This window comes from Enterobacter sp. RHBSTW-00175, from assembly GCF_013927005.1.
GTDB lineage: Bacteria > Pseudomonadota > Gammaproteobacteria > Enterobacterales > Enterobacteriaceae > Enterobacter.
In genome coordinates this window covers 4,225,562-4,244,625 of record NZ_CP055930.1, presented here as the reverse complement: position 1 = coordinate 4,244,625, position 19,064 = coordinate 4,225,562, and the positions used below count along the sequence as shown (strand labels likewise).

General features: G+C 48.9%; 28 protein-coding genes and 3 pseudogenes. 11 read left to right on the top strand and 20 right to left on the bottom strand.

Annotation, left to right across the window (positions count from 1 at the left end):
- Positions 1–29 precede the first annotated feature (29 nt).
- From HV107_RS20380 to HV107_RS20335, 10 genes are all read right to left on the bottom strand, one after another.
- Positions 30–608, bottom strand: coding sequence for a DUF1133 family protein (locus HV107_RS20380; protein ID WP_182060583.1), 579 nt, complete (start codon positions 606–608; stop codon positions 30–32).
- Positions 609–621: 13 nt separating this feature from the next.
- Entirely contained in the window at positions 622–1,611 is a 990-nt protein-coding gene (locus HV107_RS20375; RefSeq protein WP_182060582.1) for a DUF968 domain-containing protein, read from the bottom strand.
- 7 nt (positions 1,612–1,618) lie between these two features.
- Positions 1,619–2,413 carry a KilA-N domain-containing protein gene (locus HV107_RS20370; protein WP_182060581.1) on the bottom strand — a complete coding sequence of 265 codons (795 nt, stop codon included), beginning with the start codon at positions 2,411–2,413 and terminating at the stop codon, positions 1,619–1,621.
- A 70-nt stretch (positions 2,414–2,483) separates the two neighbouring features.
- Positions 2,484–2,891, bottom strand: a complete 408-nt coding sequence (locus tag HV107_RS20365; protein WP_182063441.1) for a RusA family crossover junction endodeoxyribonuclease — start codon at positions 2,889–2,891, stop codon at positions 2,484–2,486.
- The gene (locus tag HV107_RS20360) at positions 2,891–3,109 is read right to left on the bottom strand and encodes a hypothetical protein (RefSeq protein ID WP_182060580.1); all 219 of its coding nucleotides are present in this window, start codon (positions 3,107–3,109) and stop codon (positions 2,891–2,893) included. The genes HV107_RS20365 and HV107_RS20360 overlap by 1 nt, the downstream gene beginning before the upstream one ends.
- On the bottom strand, positions 3,106–3,774 hold the full coding sequence (locus tag HV107_RS20355) for an MT-A70 family methyltransferase (RefSeq protein ID WP_182060579.1): 669 nt from the start codon (positions 3,772–3,774) through the stop codon (positions 3,106–3,108). Before HV107_RS20355 ends, HV107_RS20360 begins: the two co-directional genes overlap by 4 nt.
- On the bottom strand, positions 3,771–4,712 hold the full coding sequence (locus tag HV107_RS20350; RefSeq protein ID WP_182060578.1) for a conserved phage C-terminal domain-containing protein: 942 nt from the start codon (positions 4,710–4,712) through the stop codon (positions 3,771–3,773). The genes HV107_RS20355 and HV107_RS20350 overlap by 4 nt, the downstream gene beginning before the upstream one ends.
- Positions 4,675–4,881 carry a DUF4222 domain-containing protein gene (locus HV107_RS20345; RefSeq protein WP_182060577.1) on the bottom strand — a complete coding sequence of 69 codons (207 nt, stop codon included), beginning with the start codon at positions 4,879–4,881 and terminating at the stop codon, positions 4,675–4,677. Before HV107_RS20345 ends, HV107_RS20350 begins: the two co-directional genes overlap by 38 nt.
- 163 nt (positions 4,882–5,044) lie before the next feature.
- Positions 5,045–5,599, bottom strand: a complete 555-nt coding sequence (locus HV107_RS20340) for a YmfL family putative regulatory protein (RefSeq protein WP_182060576.1) — start codon at positions 5,597–5,599, stop codon at positions 5,045–5,047.
- A 22-nt stretch (positions 5,600–5,621) separates the two neighbouring features.
- Complete coding sequence (locus HV107_RS20335; RefSeq protein WP_001515606.1) at positions 5,622–5,837, bottom strand: Cro/CI family transcriptional regulator; 216 nt, start codon at positions 5,835–5,837, stop codon at positions 5,622–5,624.
- A gap of 99 nt (positions 5,838–5,936) precedes the next feature.
- On the opposite strand from HV107_RS20335, the gene HV107_RS20330 reads away from it, so the two are divergent.
- The gene (locus tag HV107_RS20330; protein ID WP_182060575.1) at positions 5,937–6,563 is read left to right on the top strand and encodes a LexA family transcriptional regulator; all 627 of its coding nucleotides are present in this window, start codon (positions 5,937–5,939) and stop codon (positions 6,561–6,563) included.
- Between the two features lie 399 nt (positions 6,564–6,962).
- On the opposite strand, the gene HV107_RS20325 is transcribed toward HV107_RS20330, so the two are convergent.
- On the bottom strand, positions 6,963–7,418 hold the full coding sequence (locus tag HV107_RS20325; RefSeq protein WP_182060574.1) for a hypothetical protein: 456 nt from the start codon (positions 7,416–7,418) through the stop codon (positions 6,963–6,965).
- Between the two features lie 331 nt (positions 7,419–7,749).
- On the opposite strand from HV107_RS20325, the gene HV107_RS20320 reads away from it, so the two are divergent.
- From HV107_RS20320 to HV107_RS20300, 5 genes are all read left to right on the top strand, one after another.
- Positions 7,750–7,962 carry a hypothetical protein gene (locus HV107_RS20320; RefSeq protein ID WP_182060573.1) on the top strand — a complete coding sequence of 71 codons (213 nt, stop codon included), beginning with the start codon at positions 7,750–7,752 and terminating at the stop codon, positions 7,960–7,962.
- Positions 7,963–8,283: 321 nt separating this feature from the next.
- The gene (locus tag HV107_RS27375; protein ID WP_259349646.1) at positions 8,284–8,442 is read left to right on the top strand and encodes a hypothetical protein; all 159 of its coding nucleotides are present in this window, start codon (positions 8,284–8,286) and stop codon (positions 8,440–8,442) included.
- 156 nt (positions 8,443–8,598) lie between these two features.
- On the top strand, positions 8,599–8,958 hold the full coding sequence (locus HV107_RS20310; protein ID WP_182060572.1) for a hypothetical protein: 360 nt from the start codon (positions 8,599–8,601) through the stop codon (positions 8,956–8,958).
- Entirely contained in the window at positions 8,958–9,980 is a 1,023-nt protein-coding gene (locus HV107_RS20305; RefSeq protein ID WP_182060571.1) for a chromosome partitioning protein ParB, read from the top strand. The genes HV107_RS20310 and HV107_RS20305 overlap by 1 nt, the downstream gene beginning before the upstream one ends.
- Positions 9,967–10,185: a hypothetical protein gene (locus HV107_RS20300; protein WP_182063600.1), complete on the top strand. Its 219-nt coding sequence runs from the start codon at positions 9,967–9,969 to the stop codon at positions 10,183–10,185. The genes HV107_RS20305 and HV107_RS20300 overlap by 14 nt, the downstream gene beginning before the upstream one ends.
- A 96-nt stretch (positions 10,186–10,281) precedes the next feature.
- On the opposite strand, the gene HV107_RS20295 is transcribed toward HV107_RS20300, so the two are convergent.
- Complete coding sequence (locus HV107_RS20295) at positions 10,282–10,635, bottom strand: hypothetical protein (protein WP_182060570.1); 354 nt, start codon at positions 10,633–10,635, stop codon at positions 10,282–10,284.
- A gap of 126 nt (positions 10,636–10,761) precedes the next feature.
- Here HV107_RS20295 and HV107_RS20290 point away from each other — a divergent pair.
- A protein-coding gene (locus tag HV107_RS20290; RefSeq protein WP_095033700.1) for an IS1-like element IS1B family transposase occupies positions 10,762–11,459 on the top strand; the annotation gives its coding sequence in 2 pieces (ribosomal slippage) (positions 10,762–11,011 and positions 11,011–11,459; 699 coding nt in all).
- Positions 11,460–11,785: 326 nt separating this feature from the next.
- On the opposite strand, the gene HV107_RS27370 is transcribed toward HV107_RS20290, so the two are convergent.
- From HV107_RS27370 to HV107_RS27365, 3 genes and pseudogenes are all read right to left on the bottom strand, one after another.
- Positions 11,786–12,094: a hypothetical protein gene (locus tag HV107_RS27370; protein WP_259349645.1), complete on the bottom strand. Its 309-nt coding sequence runs from the start codon at positions 12,092–12,094 to the stop codon at positions 11,786–11,788.
- 197 nt (positions 12,095–12,291) lie between these two features.
- Positions 12,292–12,537: a YmjA family protein gene (locus HV107_RS20280; protein ID WP_182060569.1), complete on the bottom strand. Its 246-nt coding sequence runs from the start codon at positions 12,535–12,537 to the stop codon at positions 12,292–12,294.
- Between the two features lie 134 nt (positions 12,538–12,671).
- Positions 12,672–12,791 (bottom strand): annotated as a pseudogene (locus HV107_RS27365) (hypothetical protein); the annotation flags it as partial.
- Positions 12,792–13,033: 242 nt separating this feature from the next.
- On the opposite strand from HV107_RS27365, the gene HV107_RS20275 reads away from it, so the two are divergent.
- The gene (locus HV107_RS20275) at positions 13,034–13,525 is read left to right on the top strand and encodes a lysozyme inhibitor LprI family protein (RefSeq protein WP_182060568.1); all 492 of its coding nucleotides are present in this window, start codon (positions 13,034–13,036) and stop codon (positions 13,523–13,525) included.
- Between the two features lie 349 nt (positions 13,526–13,874).
- Positions 13,875–15,236, top strand: coding sequence for a YncE family protein (locus HV107_RS20270; protein WP_182060567.1), 1,362 nt, complete (start codon positions 13,875–13,877; stop codon positions 15,234–15,236).
- Between the two features lie 212 nt (positions 15,237–15,448).
- Here the strand turns inward: HV107_RS20270 and HV107_RS20265 are convergent.
- Positions 15,449–15,920 (bottom strand): annotated as a pseudogene (locus HV107_RS20265) (transposase); the annotation flags it as partial.
- 79 nt (positions 15,921–15,999) lie between these two features.
- On the bottom strand, positions 16,000–16,473 hold the full coding sequence (locus HV107_RS20260) for an OsmC family protein (protein ID WP_182060566.1): 474 nt from the start codon (positions 16,471–16,473) through the stop codon (positions 16,000–16,002).
- A gap of 118 nt (positions 16,474–16,591) precedes the next feature.
- On the opposite strand from HV107_RS20260, the gene HV107_RS20255 reads away from it, so the two are divergent.
- On the top strand, positions 16,592–17,242 hold the full coding sequence (locus HV107_RS20255; protein ID WP_259349644.1) for a GntR family transcriptional regulator: 651 nt from the start codon (positions 16,592–16,594) through the stop codon (positions 17,240–17,242).
- Between the two features lie 150 nt (positions 17,243–17,392).
- Here the strand turns inward: HV107_RS20255 and HV107_RS20250 are convergent, their stop codons facing one another.
- Both HV107_RS20250 and HV107_RS20245 read right to left on the bottom strand, forming a co-directional pair.
- Positions 17,393–17,794: a hypothetical protein gene (locus HV107_RS20250; RefSeq protein WP_182060565.1), complete on the bottom strand. Its 402-nt coding sequence runs from the start codon at positions 17,792–17,794 to the stop codon at positions 17,393–17,395.
- Between the two features lie 186 nt (positions 17,795–17,980).
- Positions 17,981–18,220 (bottom strand): hypothetical protein, encoded by a 240-nt coding sequence (locus tag HV107_RS20245; protein WP_182060564.1) that lies wholly within the window; start codon positions 18,218–18,220, stop codon positions 17,981–17,983.
- Positions 18,221–18,349: 129 nt separating this feature from the next.
- Here HV107_RS20245 and HV107_RS20240 point away from each other — a divergent pair, with 129 nt between their 5' ends.
- Positions 18,350–18,643 (top strand): YciI family protein, encoded by a 294-nt coding sequence (locus tag HV107_RS20240; RefSeq protein ID WP_182060563.1) that lies wholly within the window; start codon positions 18,350–18,352, stop codon positions 18,641–18,643.
- A gap of 12 nt (positions 18,644–18,655) precedes the next feature.
- Here the strand turns inward: HV107_RS20240 and HV107_RS20235 are convergent.
- A pseudogene (locus HV107_RS20235) lies at positions 18,656–18,982 on the bottom strand (transposase); the annotation flags it as partial.
- Positions 18,983–19,064 lie beyond the last annotated feature (82 nt).

Sequence of the window (19,064 nt, the reverse complement as noted above, 5' to 3'; positions counted from 1 at the left end):
TCGCTTTAACGTCCCGAGCGTACCACAATTTAAGCACTTTCTTGCTCACTCTGCAACTTAAATCTGTCGCTATTTGTGCCGAACGCGTCACAAAGTGGTGCGTAAAGGATCAATTCTGCAAGACTAACCCATGTATCAATTCGACGGCGGCATGTGATGAGGGTCCAGTCAGGATGTTTTGCATTAAGCTCGTTGGCCATCTGCAGCTTGCTCTTACGGAGTCGGTGGCGGTCGACGATGACGCCATAAAGTGATCGGTAGTCGTCATTCATCAGGACGGAAGCAATAACACCATCCACCTTCAGACCTTCTTCATCCGAGCAGAACGCCAGGCCGCTTTTGTTTTTGCTGTCGAGGATTTCGCGGAGGTATGCTTCCAGCTCAGGTTTAGTAATGCCGGATTTCTTCATGCGGCGCAGTGCATCGTTGATTGCGGTCTTGGTGATTTTCCCGGATGCAAGCAGCTGGTTGAACATGTTCCCGCCTGAACCACCACCGATGTATGACCAGCGGCCCCACATACGGAGCTTACCCTGTACCCAGATGCTTTCGAGAGTGCGAAGGCGAACCATCTCGCCGGATTTACCAACTTCTGAAGGATTGATCATGTTGCGTCTCCACTTACGCCAGTGCGCCGATTGCCAGCGAACGATCTAAAAACCGAAACAACAGCGTTAACTGATCGCCATGCTTCGCTTCAAATGCCACAGGATCAGCGTGCAACTCGTCGTGATGCGCTCTGCACAGCGGTATCACAAACAGGTCGTGCGCTTTTGTACCCATTCCACCCTGCCCGTGGCCAATCAGGTGGTGGGGGTCGTCTGCCTGCTTGTTACAGCAGACACAAAGCTGGGACTTAACCCAGCGTGTCCAGTTCTCATTAACCCAGCGGCGGCGCTTTGGCCTCAGCATAAAAGACTCTGGGGTTTCTGGATCAACCTTCACCGCCACTATCTTCTTTGCTTTCTCCTGGAGGATTTCAGTTGCCGGTAATGAAGGGACAATTTCGCTTTCCCTCATCAAGGAACTGTGCGATTCAGGCTTCATCCTGAGGGCTTTACTCGCTACCGATTCAGGAATGAGGTCAGCCAGATCATTGCGTACCATCCACCAGCAGAACTCTGGAAGTGTCAGGGTATGGTAAGAGTTAAAACCCAACTCAATATTCACCCTTTCGAGTATCCATTGTACCAGGTTCTGTCTGGCAATTCCTGCCAGCCTTTCAGTGGTTTGCTCACGTAATTGATTATCACAGCCATAACAAAGACGGATGCTGCCAGGGGCATGGCGCATCACTGTGAAGTCCCTGGCGTGCCAGTCGTTGAGCTCCCACTGGCATTCAAGCTTTCGTTCCAGCCAGCTATCAAGACCATTCAGGCCACCAGCGCGCTGAATAACCCTCTCGTTCTCAAAAATAGCCTGCATACTGACATCATCTGTCAGAGGTTGATGTGCTTCCGGGATAAGACCTGACGGCAAATGCTGGATTGCTTCTGATGGCGTCTCAATAACCACCCTTCCCTGACGAAACAGCCAGAGCAGTTCATTGCCAGGGCGGAACAGAACCACCCCGGACATTGGTGCAACTTCAGGTGTCAGTAATGCTCTCACTGTTACCTCAGGCTACGATGTCAATTATTTTAAGAAGCTCCGCAAACTTCGACTCAAAAAAATGAGGCTGAGTTTCTCGTGGGTTTGCAGGACTGGTGATGTTCTTGCCGTACATGCAGCCTTTAGCAGTAAGTGACCAGAACTTTTTAACACCGTTCACACCAGAACGACTGTTTCGCTCTTTTTGTTCCACAATCCCAAAGCGGGACATCATGTGATAAACCTGATTGGCAGTGATGCGGATGTTTTTTGCTTTAAGCAATGCGCTGAGTGATTGGGTCGGACGGCTTGACCCATCCTGCGCACCGGCAGGTGCATCGATCGCGTAATGCGGCATCAGATCTGGAAGACCAGCTACCTGCTGGAGTTTTTGATAAGCACCGAGTCTTGAAGAGTTTGAGAGGTTCAGCATTTTCGCCGCCGATTCAAGCAGGATCACGCCAGCCTGAATTTTGTCGGATGTCGGCGCATTGAGTGCAGGGTTCTGTACGGCATCGAACGTTCTGATGACTTTGAGGTTAAATTTCGGGCTGATCCACATCGCATAGGAATAAACCAACTCCTTGCAAACGAATGTCCCCTGATTAACGCCACCAGTAAGGGTGACCAACGGGGCCGCTCCTGTAATTCCGGGAGCGCTCGAAATTTCAGCTATGAGTTCTTGCGTTTGGGTAAGACAGGACCAGTTGGAAGGCTGGTGACGTTTTTCACCCCCCGCCGCACGATGCAAATCATTCAGGCAGTAACGACCATCAAAATCACGGCGTACGGAAACGCCATCAATTACGAATAACTGATTCATGTGTTTCTCCACTTGTTGTAGTGCGAGCGGGTCTGCACTCCCGCTTCGCTGACACTTTTTAATCTAACACTCATTCGCGCACCAATGCATTGCTATTTTGCCTACCATTTTCGACATAGCTGGTGATCGTTATTTCAACCCTCCCACCAGGCACCTGCGATGCCCACTCCACCAGCATTCGTTTAACCTGACTGTCATCCTCCCAGATACCAGCATGTGTCAGTGCATCAAAAAGCGCCTTGTTGTAATTGTCGATATCACGGCGGCGGGCATCTGGTGGATAGAGAACAATCTCAACCGCTGCTGGTGATGAAGATGGTTTGGGCAGGCGGCGCAATTGTTCAATAATCGCAGCGCAAGCAGCGCTCTGGAATGCCCTTCCCTTTGCGCTGATGAGATGTTGACCTTTGAGTGGGCCGCTATTCGGAGAGCGCCAGTATGTGTTTACGCTCGGTGGGAACGGGAGAACCAGTTTCATCATGACTCCACTCCATATCGCCCGTTCAGGCGGCCAATGACACTGACAAACTTCACGAACGACACGCCAAGAGGCTTCACCTTTGCATAGTGCTTGCTCAGCAATGGCTTGCTCACGCTGTCGAATTTAGGCTTTGGCTTAACCTTCATGGCCGATTTAATTGCATCACTACAGCGCTTGGCCTCGGCCTGAATTGCGTTCTCCGTTTCCTGGTTCATGCGGCACGCTCCTGCGGTTTAATCACCGGCATCACAGTGCCGGGGATCATTTCAACAGCAGCAGAGTCGGCCTGATTTCCCCAGTGGTCCCAGCCAGGCGCGGCGCAACGGCTGAAGAGTTCGATGCGCGGAACGTCACCGTAGAGTTTTTCGAGACGGTAACGGGCCTCTGCTGGCTTCTCGCTATGTTCACCAAGTGGGCTGTAGATAACCTGTTTCACACTGGCGTTCTTGCGCTCAAGGCCGTTACCTCTGGTGGCGATCAACATGTCTTCGGTATTGGCACGGGTGTAGTTACCGCCATTCATGCGTGTCTGCGCGTTCAGCAAGTCGAGGAAGTCGTAAAAGTCCTCCACTCCACCAGCCTGAAGCGCTTTGTTGATGTGTTGCTCTGCAAGCTGGTTTAACTTCACCCAGGTAAAGCCCTTCATGGTTCGAACCTTAAAGCCCCAGGCTTCTGCCAGTTCGATGGCTTCGCGGGTATGCGTACCGGTGAACCACATGGCCAGAACGGCATCATCAGCGGCCAGGTCCCATACAGGCAGGCGCTTCATGTCGATGAGTTTCATCGTGCCGTAGTGGTTGGTAGCTGCGCCGTTGCTGACGGTGTTCCCGTATTCCCAGGCAGGATCGGCGTAAATCAGTGAGTATTTTTCAAAGCTCATTGAGGGCCTCCGGATACACGAAAACCTGAGTTGGCTGGAACGCTGTAATCAACGTTTTCGAAGGAGGCCTTAAAGTTTTGGTCTGAGCTACCGCCAATTTGCCATCGCCCTTTGACACAAGCAGGCCTACCGCGCTTTTGCCATTTCTGAGCCTTGTCGAAATACTCAACGCAGTTTTCTGGCCCAAAGAGAGTGCTCGGGCGAAGGTAATCATCCATTTTCGGATCGTCAGCCCATTTTGCTGTGAGGTAATCCACCACCAGAATCAGGTCTTCAGCGCTGTAGTCCTCGGAAAGTCTTCCCCTGATGTATCCCAAAACGGTTTTGTTGCGCCCCCCCTTCCCGTAATCAGAACCGGTGACCTGATTGAAATGAGCCAGAACACGCATTGCAGGATCGGCATCGTCTGGTTGCGCCGCAACCGGACAAGAAGGGGTTTTATTCTCTGTAGTATTCTCTGTTGTATTCTCTGTAAGAACATCAGTGCAATTTGACCTGATGAGAGCGGTTCGTTTTGACCTGCTGGAGCGTTCCACTTTGACCTCTTCCATCGGTTCATTTTGACCTGATGGAAGAGTGCATTTTGAACTCTTCGATTTGGTCACTTTGACCTCATCTAAAAGCTCGCTCTCATAGTTGATCGTGTAGTAGTTCGTCATGTCGCGCTGAGACTTATTCAGCTGCTCAATTTTGAGCACGCCAAGTGTCTTCAGGCGGGTGAACGTGCGCTTCAAAGTCGACTCCGACCAGAACGGGAACTGCTCCAGCCATTGCTCATTGGTGTTGTAAATCCAGCGCACGCCGTCACGCTCCAGACCGGAGGTGGTTTCTTTCAGCCAGTAGTTAACCTGCTGCAATGCAATGGCTTCGTTCAGGCCAATGCTGAATGCAAGGTCAGGGTTAATCACTATCGGCCGGGATGGCATTAATAGGCTCATGGCAATCCTTTAACTCTGTAAACTTACGCTGGAATTGTTCAAGAGGGCTGAAGCACTCATGATCGTACCCTTCGCGAAGGTATATAACGCGTCGAGTCTCGGGCTCCCATCTGATGACGTGGACTGGGATGCCTCTGTGGTCTTTGAACCGCCGGTTAAGTTCTCGCATAAAGATTCCCCCTTACGACGCCAGACACCCACAATCGCCATGGCCCTTCTGTGGTTACATGGAACCCAGCGGCCTGATACCATGCGCTCATACCGAAACGACGAGGTTCCATATACGGGAATTCCCCGTAGTTGCGGAAGACGGTTGTTTACCGTTACACTGTTCATGCGTTAGTTTCTCCACTGAATCGACACGCCAAGGGGCCCGGAGCTGCACACTCGCGGGCCTCACTCATTTCTGGCAGACAATAAACACGGGAAATCAGATTCAGGAACGTCATCAGAGTGACCCTGAATTGATATGCGATATCGTTAAGGCTCTGCCACTCACCCCTGTCAACCACGCCGTCTTCGATGTAATGGCGGTATGCGTTAACAAGATCACCAAGACGACCGACCAACTCAGCCAGCCTCAGTCCAATCTCTTCGTTCTCGTCATCTGGCACAGCACCAGGAACATGAGTTCCGTTATCGGTTTCACGAGAGAACGCGTCTGCGATATAACTCACGCCAGCTGCGCTCTGTAACACCATCGCCCAGCCCATTGGGAAAATCTGATCACCACCAGCACGTAGACGGTTAAAAAGAGAGTTCTGGGTTTCATCCAGAATCTCCGCTGCTTCCGCGTACCCACCAGGCAAAGCGGCGATCGTCTTTCTGATTGCAGACACCAGCCAGGCTGGCTGCTTTTCAACTTTCCATTCAGGTTTTATACCCACGGTTAACCCCTTATCTCTGTGGTTATTTCTGATCGTTTGGTGATGTATTCTTGCCATAACGTTCTGGGTTGAATTCCAGTTCACCAGCGGTTCGATATGCAGCTTCAGCAGCTCGTCCTTTTGGTATTAAGCGTCCTGGGCGGTTACGCCACTGGTAAACGGCCTCGCTGGTGATGCCAAAAAATTCGGCAACTTTTTCAGTGCTGCCGAAATGTTGTTCAATCTCGTCGGTTGTCATGAAGCCTCCTTAGCTAAGTTAGGTTAGATATTAATAACCAATCTAACTTTGGTCAATAAAAACTAAGATTACTTAGTCTTTTTTAAATTTGGTGCTTTCATGGAAACGGTTGGTCAGCGCATTAAAGCCCTACGTAGGGTTACAAGAACCTCTCAAAAAGAACTGGGTAAATTCTGCGGGGTTAGTGACGTAGCGGTCGGTTATTGGGAAAAGGATGTGAATACCCCAAACGGTGAATCGCTGGTTAAGCTGGCGAAATTTTTCAATACATCAATAGATTACATTCTTTACGGTACCGAGTTTGAAGGTGCCCTCATAACTAAAATGCGGCGTGTGCCAGTGATCTCCTGGGTTCAAGCTGGGCAGTTTACGGAATGTAAAACTGCTGATTTGTTCAGCGATGTCGATAAATGGGTTGAGACATCACTTCGCATTGGGGATAGCTCGTTCGCTTTAGAGGTCAAAGGGGATTCAATGACCAATCCAAATGGCCTCCCAACAATCCCTGAAGGGGCTACCGTTATTGTTGATCCAGATGTCGAACCCCTTCATGGGAAGATTGTTGTTGCGCGTATTGATGGCACTAACGAAGCGACTGTTAAAAAACTTGTCATTGATGGCCCGCAGAAATTTTTAGTCCCACTAAATCCTCGCTACCCCAACATACCGATCAACGGTAACTGCCTTATTATTGGCGTCGTTAAAGGCGTTCAGTACGAAATCTAAGTTCCCTGCCTCCTCAAAACACTAAACTAAGAAAAGTTTGGTGTTTATCCTTGACCTTAAAACTAAGTTAAGTTAGATTTCATTCATCAACAGCGAACAGGCAGGACGCCCACGAAGTAGCCGCCGGTGGCATACGAATAACCGGATGATTCGCAGATAACAAAAAAGCGCCATTAGGACGCCTTGCTCTTTAACAATCTGGATTCCCCAACAATGTTCACCTCATAGATGGAGTGAACTTTATGAGTAATAGCGAACCAACAATCATCGCAAATGGTTGTTCAGACGAGCAGATAATTGAATGGATGAGAAAAAAGCTGGCTGCGATTGACCAGCTTTCAGAATTGCAGGGATACCGGCAGGAATCACAATCCTTAATAGCCAGGTACGATGACATGATTAGTTGTCTATCGCTGGACGCCACCTTAAATATCGAGCGGCAAGTTCAGGATCCCATTCCCCATCAATAAAATCTTCAAAGTGATTAATCATCGAGTCCCAGTAGCGGTGATCAAGGAAGGCTTTTGTATCATCGGTTGAATTTTGATAGGTAAGCTCATCCTGAATTGCAAGTAGTAAATCAGTAAATGTTAACTTACGGATTTGTTCTGGCGTCCAGTGGTGTTTAATCAATATCAGGTGTTCAAGCCCGAGCCTTCCCGAAAGGTTATTAAAAGGCGTAGCGTATTTTTTACGGTGCTCAAATAACCTGGCATCAAGCAACGTCAAAAATGTTGCTCTCGATTCGACTTTATTGATTTCATGCGCGTCAACCACACCACTGATCTTAATTCCACGGGTGCTGGCAATCTTTTCCTGATGCTCAAGAAATAGACTGTATAGATTCTTGTTCATACATTTTCCTTTGCATTGTTGGGGATATCCAGATTAACCGAATCCTTGTTGTTGGGGAATAGCAGGATCCACTGAGCCTGAAGTGGTGAAAAGACAGGCACACAACATGAAAGCGCACTCCTTAAACCATCAGTTGTGGATGACAGGTGTGAAACAAACTGGAGTGAGCTCCCAGTTGTGGTAATGCGGCTATGCGCACGTGACGAAGCCAAACCATTCAACTTTTTAATGAATGCGCTCTTGATAGTGTGACGTCGCTGGTAATGGCTTAACCGGCAGGTGGAGGCACCACCGCCACAACATCTAATGATGGCTGTTTTAAGGAGTAAGCATGGCCGCTTATGACATCAAGCTTAGCAATGGTTGGGTTAGCACTGTCAATTGTGCGAACAGCGAAAGTGAAGCTATCGAAACACTGAAAAATGAACGTGAGCGCATGGGTTATGAAAGTACCGATGTTGCTGAAATTAGACGTATGAAAGAGTGCTATGGAAATGGCGGCTATGGATTAGTTGCACTCGAAGATTTTCACCCTATCGCGTAGCCAGCGCGGTAACCCGTAGTAACTGTATGAAATGCTGTGTGTAGTCTTGGCGGTCGGCAGTTGTGAATGTCCTTAATGTCGACCGCCCCTTTTCACAACTGAAAGCGCGTTCAGCCCGTTCCTTGAGAGGCCTCAGTCGTTAAATCAACCTCAGGAGAACGCGCTCCCAATTGTGGAGAAGCTAACAGGCGGTTGCAGCCGCCCGTTTCACTAAGTGCCCTGGTTGGGTGCTTACTAAAACGAAATCCTTTTATTTTTTGTCGCCATCTGGCGAGGGATTCGTGCAACCAAAATTCAGCGGATATTTCCACTGGAGGACTGATGAACCACCTCGAATTTATTGAGAAGAACGTGAGAGAACAGCTGATTAAACAAGGCTTTTCCTCTTCGGTGGCTCAGGGGGGGGGGCATGGCAAGCGCTTGATTTATATAAGCGCATGTCGCAAGCCAGCAAGAAAGGCGCGATTTTCGATGATGTGATGCGGCATGCGAAAGCCTGGGCAGACAAACAGGTTTCAAAAGCTGAAGTCACCCGGAGAAAACGCACCGCCCCTAAAAACCAAGGCGGCCTCTTCTAAGTAGTAAGGTCATTAATTCAGCGCTGTGCAGAGCGCTTATAACACGGAGAAACTATCCATGACGAACACACAGAACGTCACCGAGTTACAACCACGTATGACCAGGGAACAACTGATTGACGCGGCACGTACCGCAGCGAAGTTCCTGCCAATTGCATCATCTCAGCTTATGAATGAGCTTGCCAACCGTCTCGACATCACCAGCGTAGCACTTTGCGAAGCGATGGCTCAGCGCAAAGAACTGTCCGACCAGAACACTACCCTTCGTGATGATGTCGTTAGCTGGGCAAAGGAGTGTGACCGCCTCGAAGAACGCCACACAAAGACGCCAACTAATGTGCATTCACTGGAAGCGCAGCGCGAACTACGTGAACTGCCGCAAGTTGTCTTTGCTCAGAAAAACGAGGCAGTTCTCTGATGGCTAACTCATTCAAACAGATGACCCGTGACGGGAGCATTAAGCGTACCGACACCGGGATGTTTATCGCCCTGTCCGATATCCATGTGCGTGAAGGCTTCAACAAACGTGAAGACGACGAGCGCACCCGCCAGGCTGATGATGAACTGTTTAACTACCTGATGAATGGTGGTTCCGTTCCTCCACTGGAAGTTATCGCCCGTGATGAAGGTGGTGTCTGGGTTGTTGAAGGCCACCGCCGCCGCCGTTGCTATGCGCGCTGCGCAGAAGCTGGCAAGCCAGTAGACCGAATCCACATCATGCCGTTTAACGGTAACGATGTTCAGCGCCTGGCCCGCATCATGACCAGTAACAACCAGCTTCCTCTCTCCGATATGGAACAGGCAGCGGTTATTCAGGAGCTGCATAACGCTTTCAACCAGACCACCAGCGAGATCGCAAAGCTGGTTAATAAGTCTGTGGCCACCGTCGAGAAGTTGTTACTCCTCAGTACAGCAAACCATGACGTACAGCAGGAAGTTAAATCAGGTGCAGTGTCTGTTGATGTAGCCGTTGACCGCGTTCGTGAGTATGGCGAACAGGCCGGTGAAGTTCTCCAGCATGACAAAGCAGTAGCCGCCGCACAGGGCAAAACGAAAGTTACCCGCAGCTCTATCGCTCCAGAACTCAGCATCAAGAACGCGCGCCGTTTCGTCGAGCTGATGGCCCAGGCTGCAATCAGTGATGAGGGGGTTTTCACTCTTGAAGGTGCTGCCCTGGCTGAAGCCCTGTCGATTATCGACGAGCACAAAGCGATCACAGATGCCCGTGAAACCTACCGCCTGTCACAGCCAATACCTTCCACTGAAGTGCGCGGGAAAACTCTTCACGTCAGCCTCGGCGGCGTTGAAATCGGCACCGCTCAAATCTACCGCGGCAAAAACGTAACCCTTAACGGGGTTGTTACCAGCCAGTCAAAAGCCGTGGCCCACTTCGTTAAGCAACATAAATTGCAACAGGATGCCCATCATGACCACCAATAAACCAATGACCGGTGAACAGTTGGATGAACTGATGACTGTTGCAGTCAATATGCAGCGCGACAGTGAAAAATCAGGTGACCGCTCTACTGCTATGTTCGCGTATGCAGTTCAGGTTGCCGTTCTGGAGTTACGACAAGTTCGTGATGATGTTAAGGCCTTTGCTGAAGTGCTGGAACAGGCTCACAAAGAGGCTCGCGACTTATGAACGAAGACCCAACCAACGATGAAATAGACGAAGAGATTCAGAACGTTCTGGGGGCCAAGAATGATTAGCTGCAAGGAAAACACCAAAAAAGAGAGTTTAGTTTTTCTTCTTGCTTTTGGAGGCAAGCTTCTTTTTCTTAGCCTTGACCTTTTCGGCCAAAAGGAGAGAAAAGATATGTCGTAAATACTTCCTGTCTTTTCCTACTGCAGAGCACTCTCTATCAAATGTGACCAATGTTATGACACCAGATTTGTAGAGAGTCTCAGCAATTTTTCTGAAATTTCGCTCACGCAATTTTGTTGCATTTTCCCGAGCGATACTTTCAGGACTATCACCAACAGGCCTAACACTATGGGGACCAAAAAGTGGAGTAGAAACAGAGGCCGTCCCGGCGTTTTTTTTCCGAGAACTCTTTTTAGCATTTGGGGATGGAATGGATTTAATGCGCATGATCACTCCTGTTTTTAGATGGAAGAATACCCATCAGAACTAATAATTTCAATTAGACATATGGCAAACCCGGTGATGCTGCCAACTTACTGATTTAGTGTATGATGGTGTTTTTGAGGTGCTCCAGTGGCTTCTGTTTCTATCAGCTGTCCCTCCTGTTCAGCTACTGACGGGGTGGTGCGTAACGGCAAAAGCACCGCCGGACATCAGCGCTATCTCTGCTCTCACTGCCGTAAAACATGGCAACTGCAGTTCACTTACACCGCTTCTCAACCCGGTACGCACCAGAAAATCATTGATATGGCCATGAATGGCGTTGGATGCCGGGCAACCGCCCGCATTATGGGCGTTGGCCTCAACACGATTTTCCGCCATTTAAAAAACTCAGGCCGCAGTCGGTAACCTCGCGCATACAGCCGGGCAGTGACGTCATCGTCTGCGCGGAAATGGACGAACAGTGGGGATACGTCGGGGCTAAATCGCGCCAGCGCTGGCTGTTTTACGCGTATGACAGGCTCCGGAAGACGGTTGTTGCGCACGTATTCGGTGAACGCACTATGGCGACGCTGGGGCGTCTTATGAGCCTGCTGTCACCCTTTGACGTGGTGATATGGATGACGGATGGCTGGCCGCTGTATGAATCCCGCCTGAAGGGAAAGCTGCACGTAATCAGCAAGCGATATACGCAGCGAATTGAGCGGCATAACCTGAATCTGAGGCAGCACCTGGCACGGCTGGGACGGAAGTCGCTGTCGTTCTCAAAATCGGTGGAGCTGCATGACAAAGTCATCGGGCATTATCTGAACATAAAACACTATCAATAAGTTGGAGTCATTACCCTCTTCACGCTACCGTGATTCGCTGATCCAGGGCTGGTATTTTTCAAAATCACTCAGCCGAAACGAACTGTCGAAAATCCTCACAGGCTCAGTCAACTCCCCCAGTCGCTAGCGTAACGGGATAACAACGCGTCCAGTTGTTATTGATGCGCACTGCAACCTCTCCGTAACGCTGTGATCCGTGCTCAAGAAAGAACAACCTCAGGGACACAGGTAAACGTTCCGCCCCATAGCGCAGCAAAGTCGTATGCAAGAATGGCGCGGGTAACGGTGTGTGCGTGGCGCAACAGTAGCTCGTCTTTCATGGGGGGTTAAGGACTTCTTCGCAAAAAGTCTGGCGAAGGGCTGCAGCAGAATTTTCGGGTCAAAGACTGTCGTTCACTGAACAGCAATTCAATGCCCCCGGACATCTGCGGCTGAAAACCTGTCGCCAGAGCAAACTTCTGAGGTGCATAATACGCTTGTATCAGGTTACCCGTATCTATACTCTCACGCCAAATCGCCAGCGTTTCTAAGTTGGTTGAGCTGTAGAGGTTGTCTAACTCAGGCGTTTGTATTTCATATTCCAACAATAAAGCCGTCATATTCAGGCTGTAGATTAGCCTGGCAAAATCACTCATTTGGTAAAAACGTGAAACTATCTTCAGCGGTTCCCTTGATACTCTTTTTCCTGACGCTTATGTTCGCCCTGTTCGTCGAACAGCCCTCTTCGCACGTGGTACGAAAAAAATGCATGTGGTCCGATAGCGTCATGCTGAGCTGCATAGCAAAACATCAGGGCAAAACGTTTTAAGAGTACGGCACGGCGCTTTTTCCGTTACTCGTTACCCCATTGATTCAGGAAGTTGGCGATATCATCAATGCGCAACGCATTAATGCCAGCTTCACTGGCCATCTCTTGCTGCGCTTCTTCGCTGATTTCTTCGTTGTTCATTAAACGGGTGAGCAGCAGCTGGAAATAGTTAGCAAGCGAGTCACGCTCTGCCTCGCTCACCGTCTCAGCGGCCTCAGTCGAATACTCGTCTACGATGTCGTAGTATTTCAGGGGGATGTCGTTGTTCATCTTGTCTCTCGTCTGGCGATTAGCGGGTTCTGCAGTGCGCATCTTAAGGGTAAACGCCTGCTTCTTACAGATAAACGACACGAAAAAAAACGGGAACCCATCGGCTCCCGTTCTTGTTTAACCCAGAGTCTGGATTACATGTTCGCGATAATCGCATCGCCAAACTCTGAACATTTCAGCAGCTTAGCGCCTTCCATACCTTTAACAATCAGGTCTGCGGCTTCGAACCATTCCATATGGCGCAGCAGTAGTTTTAGTAATCAAGATTAGTCGATTGGATTTAATGGTTCACAGGCAACTATCTCAATGATTTTTACCTTCTTCATAACTAGCTGATTTTGTATGGTTTACGTAGAGTTTTGATAACCACTTTGCTGCTAAATGGAGGTAACTTTGAAAACTTCGGTCCTCATTCAGAAATTACCCAGGCAGGGTGCTCTTTGCATTCGAGATGTGCTACTGTCGATATAACAATAATCTTTAATAACTTCCCAATATGTCTCAACTACACTATCGCCTGATACCGCTAGCTATTTTATTAGGATACGGTTTACAAGGTCATGCCGAAGTTCCGCTGCCAGGCAGTGTACTCAAAGATAATGCCGAAACTTTTGAGATAGCTTGCCCTGACAATCCCCAGCAGACCACCATTGATATGAATGATTGTATGGGCACAAAACGTGATGCAGTTAAGTCTGTCGAAGCGAAGTATGTAAGCGCAGCACGTCAGCGCATTTTGGCAACACGGGATGAGCAGACCCTTAATGCCTTTGAGGCAGAAAATAAGGCGTGGGACATTCTGATTGATACGGCATCAAATGCTACTGGTGTAGAGTGGCAGGGAGGTAGCATTCAGGGGATTAAAGCTGCTGATCGTGAAATAGCTCTGATTGAATTAAGGATTCATAACCAGTGGCAGAACTGGCTGCGCTATGAAGACTCTACCCCGCCGATACTACCGGAGCCACTATTCCAGAACGTAGAATGAGGTACTAAAAACTGCGCATGATACACCAATGTACTGTGGGTACTCTTCGGCGCTTTCACACTCTTACCCGTTCCCTGTTGATTAACACAGTTTGTTGTTAGTCACTTCAGCTTCTGGCACACTGCCGCCCTAACCGAAAAATCTCCAGCTCGTTCATCCGCTTACATCAAACTCCCCCTGCATTTAAGATATCACTAAAAACAGTAATGATAATTATTTTCATCTGTATGGTATGTTGATTGCGCTTATAACAAGACATATTTCTCATGGCGGAAGGTAAGACTCAGTGCGTGGGGAATAACGTCTGGCTGCATTGAGATGCAGCATCAATACAGTTTATGGAGATAAGATGAGAAGAATTTCAGTCCGTTCAATGTTGCTGGCCTCCACTATTGCGATGTCAACCGCCACAACGGCATACGCCGATAGCCAATGGGTAGCCGCCAGCACCACCTTTCCGGGAAGTGTCCGTGCCGGATCACGGGAAATTCCTGTTAAGCCCGGAGATAAAACGGTTATAACGATTAAGAGCCTGCAGGCGGGGGCGACCGTCACCGTGCTGAATGGCGCTGAAGTCCTGACACCGAAACCACTGACCGCTGACGAGAAGGGAAACCTTACTATTCCGCTAAACGTTCCGGCCGATGCTGCTACAGGTCTTCATCCACTCACTGTGATCACGCAAAATCCCGCGAGCGTTTCGCAGGTCATGCTGAAATTATCCCAGGTTGTTCCCCCGAAAAACACCGAGGCTTTCAGGCTGCAACACGTTTCCGTCGGCGAGCGGGCTTATCAGTCGGCAGTTTCGGCCGACGGGAAGTTGTTCGTGACCTCTGCACGCGGCCCGAAGGATGGTAGCCGCCTGATGAGGCTGAATGCCGCAACGCTGGCTGTCGAAGCGGAGGCTACGCTGCCTAAAGACAAAAAGGGTGGGCAGATTGGCGTCTTCGGCGTCGGTGTTGATAATGTCCATCATCATGTCTGGACGACGAACACGCTTGCCGAGACGGTGACCGTCTATGACGCCAAGACCCTTTCCGTTGTGAAAGTCTTTCCCGAGGGATCTGTCGCACATCCACGCGATGTGATTGTTGATGAAGCCCACAATCGGGCCTATGTCAGCGCGGCGTTGACCGGTTTTATCGAGGTATATGACACAAAAACGCTGGAACACATCGGTCAACTTGAGTTCGTGGTGGAGCGTGGCAAAAACCTCTTTAACAATACCGATCTTGCCCTCGATAGTGCTGGTGGGAAACTCTATGGCGTCAGCCGCGATACGCCATGGGTAGGTTGGATTGATCTTAAAACGGGCAAGAGCACGACGGTGAAGGTACCTGAGGCGCAAGGCGCAACCGACATCGCTCGCGATCCGGAGAGCGGCCGTCTTTACGTCGTTTCCCAGGAGACGAACAATGTCGTGGTTCTTGATGCGGAAGGCAAGGTTCTCGCTGATACTTACATTGGTGCCGGGGGCGTATCTGTCGTCTGGGATCCTGTGACGTCGCAGGTTTTCGCCGCCACCCGTGCAGGCGGAACCGTTGCTGTTCTGGACAAGGACGGTAAACTGGTCGCTAATATCCCGATGGACGAAACGCCAAACCACCTCACCGCCGCGACTGATGGTGCCGTTTATCTGGTGTCCATGTATGGAACTGCCGGGGATAAAGCTCAAACAGGTTCAGTGACGAAAATCACTCCTAAAAAATAGCGACATGAGTCCGCTATGTTATTCGCGGGCAGACCGGCTGACATTATTATTAACCCCTGCCACCTATATGGTGGGGGTATGTTCCCGATGTATCTGACCGAGATTCATATCCTCTTACTTGACACTGGCTGACGTGTATCGCTATCCATAAACACTTATTTTCAATAATACCCGGCATTGGTAAGCTCCCCACCAAGGACGTAGGGTAAAAATTAGTTTACAGAGAGGGTGACGTTCCATGGCAGTAACTCTTTCAGCCGGTTGGCGGACCAGATGTTGATGACGTGACGTAGCCACGTTTCCGGCTCGATGCCGTTGAGATCAGACTGTACATCGCTGCCGCACTGCCACCACCATCAGAGCCGAAGAACATGTAGTTACGGCATCCCAACGTAACCACACGGAGCGCGTTTTCACACAGGCTATTGTCGTTCCCCAATTCGATAGCATACAGCACCCCGATACGGCTGAGCGCCTCTGTTGTTACTGCCGTTGGATGGCGAACATGTACATCGTGGATCTTGCGTCGGACATGCCCATGCAGGCCGCTTCGGTTACCCGCCCAATTTCATAGAGGGCGTTGTAACCCGCGTACGCATCGGCCTGCAGGATACCGTTGTAGTCCGCCAGATGTCGCTGCGGGTGGATACCTTTGCGGTCGGGAGAGTAGGAGAACCACACCGCTGCTGGCACGGAGCGGACGTCGAGAATTATCAGACCTACCTGTGCCGCCTCTAACGGCCTAATGAACTTCTTCTGGTATTTAATCTACACTGTGGGTTATGACTGGCTGGCAGGAGATCTGGAAATTCAGTGAGTTGGCAATAAAACAAAGTTCATGCGCACGGTGATGAAGATGCAAAGCACGTTCAATATCATCACCTTTTCGGAGAGTTATTTCAGGTTTAAGACAAATTCCAGTGAAGCACCCTTTTTCCCCTTCAAGCATTGTGCCTTCAGCCCGGTCAATATACGAATAGACGCTTATTCCCGCTTCGGCGCATAAGTGCAGATACCATAGTTTGTGGCAGGCTGATGCCGAGGCAACAAGAAGATCTTCCGGATTCCAGCGAGCGGCATCGCCAAGAAAAGCCGGGTCTGATGATCCCAAAATGACAGATTTTGAACCTGATGTTATTTCATAATTGCGATCATAGGCTTTATAAGATTCAGTACCTCTCCCTGTATTTCCTTTCCACTCAATATTCACCTGATAATGATGCTCACGCTTGCCCATGCCCGATCTCCTGATGAGTAAAACTTATTGATTTTCTTGATGTTAAGGAATTTAACTCCGAGTAACTAGACTCAATATATCAAATGGTATACCATTATTCCATGAGTTTATGGAGTAAATGATGAACCTGACCAGCCAATCCACTGCAGACCTGCTCGCTATTGAGCTAAGAAAATTGATTAATAACGGAACCCTTCGTGACGGCGACAGACTTGTCGAAAGGGATCTTGCTGCCCATTTTTCTGTTAGCCGCATACCCATGAGAGAGGCCATCAGACAGCTGGAGCATGATGGCCTGGTTGATATTTATAGAAATCGTGGTGCAGTAGTCAGGACCCTTTCCGTAGACGATCTGGACGAGATATACCAACTTCGGGCATTACTGGAAGGTGAGGCTATTTTTCATGCTGTAAAGGCTCTGAATGAGGATACTCTGGCAAGAGCTGAACTGGCGCACTCCTTGCTTGCTTCTACGGCCGATTTTGAAAACCAGGGTGTATTGAACCGTGAATTTCATGACCTTCTTTATAGTGGATGCAAAAATCAACGTTTGCTGATGCTGATTAATGATTCCCGCAATCAGATTGAGCGCTATGAATATCTACAGCGGCAGCTGCTCGCTAAAACCCAGGCGTTTCAGGACGATCATGCTGCCATTTTAGCGGCTTGTCAGGAGCGTAACGCCGGGAAAGCACGAGATGAGGTGATTCGGCACATTCACATAGCAGGGAAGCTCTTGAAAGCATTCGTCAGCAGCAAAACTGCTTAGCGGTCCGAAAAAAAAAGAAATACTGAAGGCATTCGTCCGCTCATGGCACGGGGCGGACCGCCTGAAGCGCCGCGAAATATGCTATGCGCGACGCTTAAAAGTAACAAATGCGATGGCCGCAAAATAAGCGCATCAGCATGTATGGTGGATTTAACCAAAAACATGCATAGTTTCCAATTGCTTTTTTTTCATTTCATTACAAGAGGATAAAAAATTATCTTTAAAATCTGATGGGGGAGTTCTTAGTTGCTGTACTACCGCTTTATTTACTTCTAACTCCCGTAATTGTGCAATTGTGCTTCTACGAATCGAGGAGAGAAAAAAATCCCCTGCATTTTCTTTATGACTCTCCAAATAATTAGTTAGTATTTGAGACGATGCTTGAATTGCTTTTTCCTCAGAAAAACCCAAAGTAAAGCGAGCGTAGATGACATTGTATTGGTATAGACATGCTGCTTCAGCCATTTGTTTCGCTTGCTCCCCTGGGGAGGGTTGATTTGCCCACGATTGGGAAGTGACGAGCAATATAAGCAGTAACAATTGTTTTTTCATGTGTAGAATCCCTACCATTGTGAATGCAATATTTATAACTTTGAAGCCTGGCATTGACAACAACCGCTGACCTGCTCCCCGTTGACCAATTAAGACTCTTGTTCTCAATGTCCGCTCCTGGCACAGAGCGGACATCTCAGCTTTGCCCCATCCCGGATATCTGAACTTAGCTTTGAAAAAATCCCATCACAATACCCTCTCCATGTTGCGCAGGATCCAGTAGCAGTTTTCGCTGCCGTCAATGGTCTTGTCGGCATAGTCTGGCTGATAATGTTCAATCCACTGGTTAGCATCAGCCTGGCTAAAGTGCCAGTTCTTCTCCCTCAGTCTGGCAATGAAGCTTTCCGTGCTGAGATAGCGGTAGCCTTTTGGGTTGAGCTGTATTGCCTCGATGAATGCAGCCCTTATCTCGTGTGGTCTCGGCATATAACACATCACAAAATACTGTATTCATATGGTTCTTCCCCGATCATGGTAGAAAGTCACAGGGTTACTTTATCCTTACCTTACAGAGTGATACCATTTTTAACACCTTCCTTTTACAGGGATTATAAAATGAGCATCATTTATGTTGTTGTTTTAACTTATGTAAAGCCACTAGAAGAAGTTGACTCTCAAATTTCAGAACATGTTGAATGGCTTAAAAAAGGCTACTCAGATGGTGTGTTTTTGGCCTCAGGAAGGAGAGTTCCCCGTAATGGCGGTGTCATTATCGCAAAGTGCGACAGTATTGAATCATTGGAAGAACGCCTCAGCCAGGATCCCTTCCAAAAGTTAAATATCGCTAAAGCTGAAATAATACCATTCGAAGCCACTATGAAGGCCGAGTTTCTGGAAAATATGTTCTGACCATGCATCGGCTCAATAGCTCATATTGAGCCGACCATAATGGAACATTACTGCTACTTTGAAACGTTCTTTATTCCGGTATCATCTGGACTTGATTCTGAGCAACCGTATTTTCCTGTTCAGCGATTCGGCGCTACCGTTTGAAACCCGGTGCTTCATTGCATTCAAGATCCCGTAGAGTCGTTTACGTAACGTCCGTGCAGCGCTTGTCAGTAGGGGAATGCCAACATCTTTTGCCATCGTCATCCATTCCAGCCACAGCCGTCTGCCGTGCTCGTCGTACTGCCGGTTCCAGAGTTCCCGAGTCAGTTCCTTTATTGCCCAGCAACTACTGGTATCAGTATCAATAAGACAATACAAGAAAGTAGAAGCAACATATTCAACCCTCTTTTTAACACTCAATTTAAAATCAACATAAGTT

Excerpts from the sequence above, each read along its gene's own strand:
- HV107_RS20275 (WP_182060568.1), top strand. The coding sequence starts at position 13,034 with ATGTCTCAACTACACTATCGCCTGATACCGCTAGCTATTTTATTAGGA.
- HV107_RS20325 (WP_182060574.1), bottom strand. The coding sequence starts at position 7,418 with ATGAACAAGAATCTATACAGTCTATTTCTTGAGCATCAGGAAAAGATT.
- HV107_RS20360 (WP_182060580.1), bottom strand. The coding sequence starts at position 3,109 with ATGAACCAGGAAACGGAGAACGCAATTCAGGCCGAGGCCAAGCGCTGT.
- HV107_RS20370 (WP_182060581.1), bottom strand. The coding sequence starts at position 2,413 with ATGAATCAGTTATTCGTAATTGATGGCGTTTCCGTACGCCGTGATTTT.
- HV107_RS20245 (WP_182060564.1), bottom strand. The coding sequence starts at position 18,220 with ATGCCGAGACCACACGAGATAAGGGCTGCATTCATCGAGGCAATACAG.
- HV107_RS20240 (WP_182060563.1), top strand. The coding sequence starts at position 18,350 with ATGAGCATCATTTATGTTGTTGTTTTAACTTATGTAAAGCCACTAGAA.
- HV107_RS20260 (WP_182060566.1), bottom strand. The coding sequence starts at position 16,473 with ATGGGCAAGCGTGAGCATCATTATCAGGTGAATATTGAGTGGAAAGGA.
- HV107_RS20305 (WP_182060571.1), top strand. The coding sequence starts at position 8,958 with ATGGCTAACTCATTCAAACAGATGACCCGTGACGGGAGCATTAAGCGT.
- HV107_RS20330 (WP_182060575.1), top strand. The coding sequence starts at position 5,937 with ATGGAAACGGTTGGTCAGCGCATTAAAGCCCTACGTAGGGTTACAAGA.
- HV107_RS27375 (WP_259349646.1), top strand. The coding sequence starts at position 8,284 with ATGAACCACCTCGAATTTATTGAGAAGAACGTGAGAGAACAGCTGATT.
- HV107_RS20365 (WP_182063441.1), bottom strand. The coding sequence starts at position 2,891 with ATGAAACTGGTTCTCCCGTTCCCACCGAGCGTAAACACATACTGGCGC.
- HV107_RS20295 (WP_182060570.1), bottom strand. The coding sequence starts at position 10,635 with ATGCGCATTAAATCCATTCCATCCCCAAATGCTAAAAAGAGTTCTCGG.
- HV107_RS20350 (WP_182060578.1), bottom strand. The coding sequence starts at position 4,712 with ATGAGCCTATTAATGCCATCCCGGCCGATAGTGATTAACCCTGACCTT.
- HV107_RS20280 (WP_182060569.1), bottom strand. The coding sequence starts at position 12,537 with ATGAACAACGACATCCCCCTGAAATACTACGACATCGTAGACGAGTAT.
- HV107_RS20270 (WP_182060567.1), top strand. The coding sequence starts at position 13,875 with ATGAGAAGAATTTCAGTCCGTTCAATGTTGCTGGCCTCCACTATTGCG.
- HV107_RS20255 (WP_259349644.1), top strand. The coding sequence starts at position 16,592 with ATGATGAACCTGACCAGCCAATCCACTGCAGACCTGCTCGCTATTGAG.
- HV107_RS20320 (WP_182060573.1), top strand. The coding sequence starts at position 7,750 with ATGGCCGCTTATGACATCAAGCTTAGCAATGGTTGGGTTAGCACTGTC.
- HV107_RS20345 (WP_182060577.1), bottom strand. The coding sequence starts at position 4,881 with ATGCGAGAACTTAACCGGCGGTTCAAAGACCACAGAGGCATCCCAGTC.
- HV107_RS27370 (WP_259349645.1), bottom strand. The coding sequence starts at position 12,094 with ATGAGTGATTTTGCCAGGCTAATCTACAGCCTGAATATGACGGCTTTA.
- HV107_RS20355 (WP_182060579.1), bottom strand. The coding sequence starts at position 3,774 with ATGAGCTTTGAAAAATACTCACTGATTTACGCCGATCCTGCCTGGGAA.
- HV107_RS20250 (WP_182060565.1), bottom strand. The coding sequence starts at position 17,794 with ATGAAAAAACAATTGTTACTGCTTATATTGCTCGTCACTTCCCAATCG.
- HV107_RS20300 (WP_182063600.1), top strand. The coding sequence starts at position 9,967 with ATGACCACCAATAAACCAATGACCGGTGAACAGTTGGATGAACTGATG.
- HV107_RS20310 (WP_182060572.1), top strand. The coding sequence starts at position 8,599 with ATGACGAACACACAGAACGTCACCGAGTTACAACCACGTATGACCAGG.
- HV107_RS20335 (WP_001515606.1), bottom strand. The coding sequence starts at position 5,837 with ATGACAACCGACGAGATTGAACAACATTTCGGCAGCACTGAAAAAGTT.
- HV107_RS20380 (WP_182060583.1), bottom strand. The coding sequence starts at position 608 with ATGATCAATCCTTCAGAAGTTGGTAAATCCGGCGAGATGGTTCGCCTT.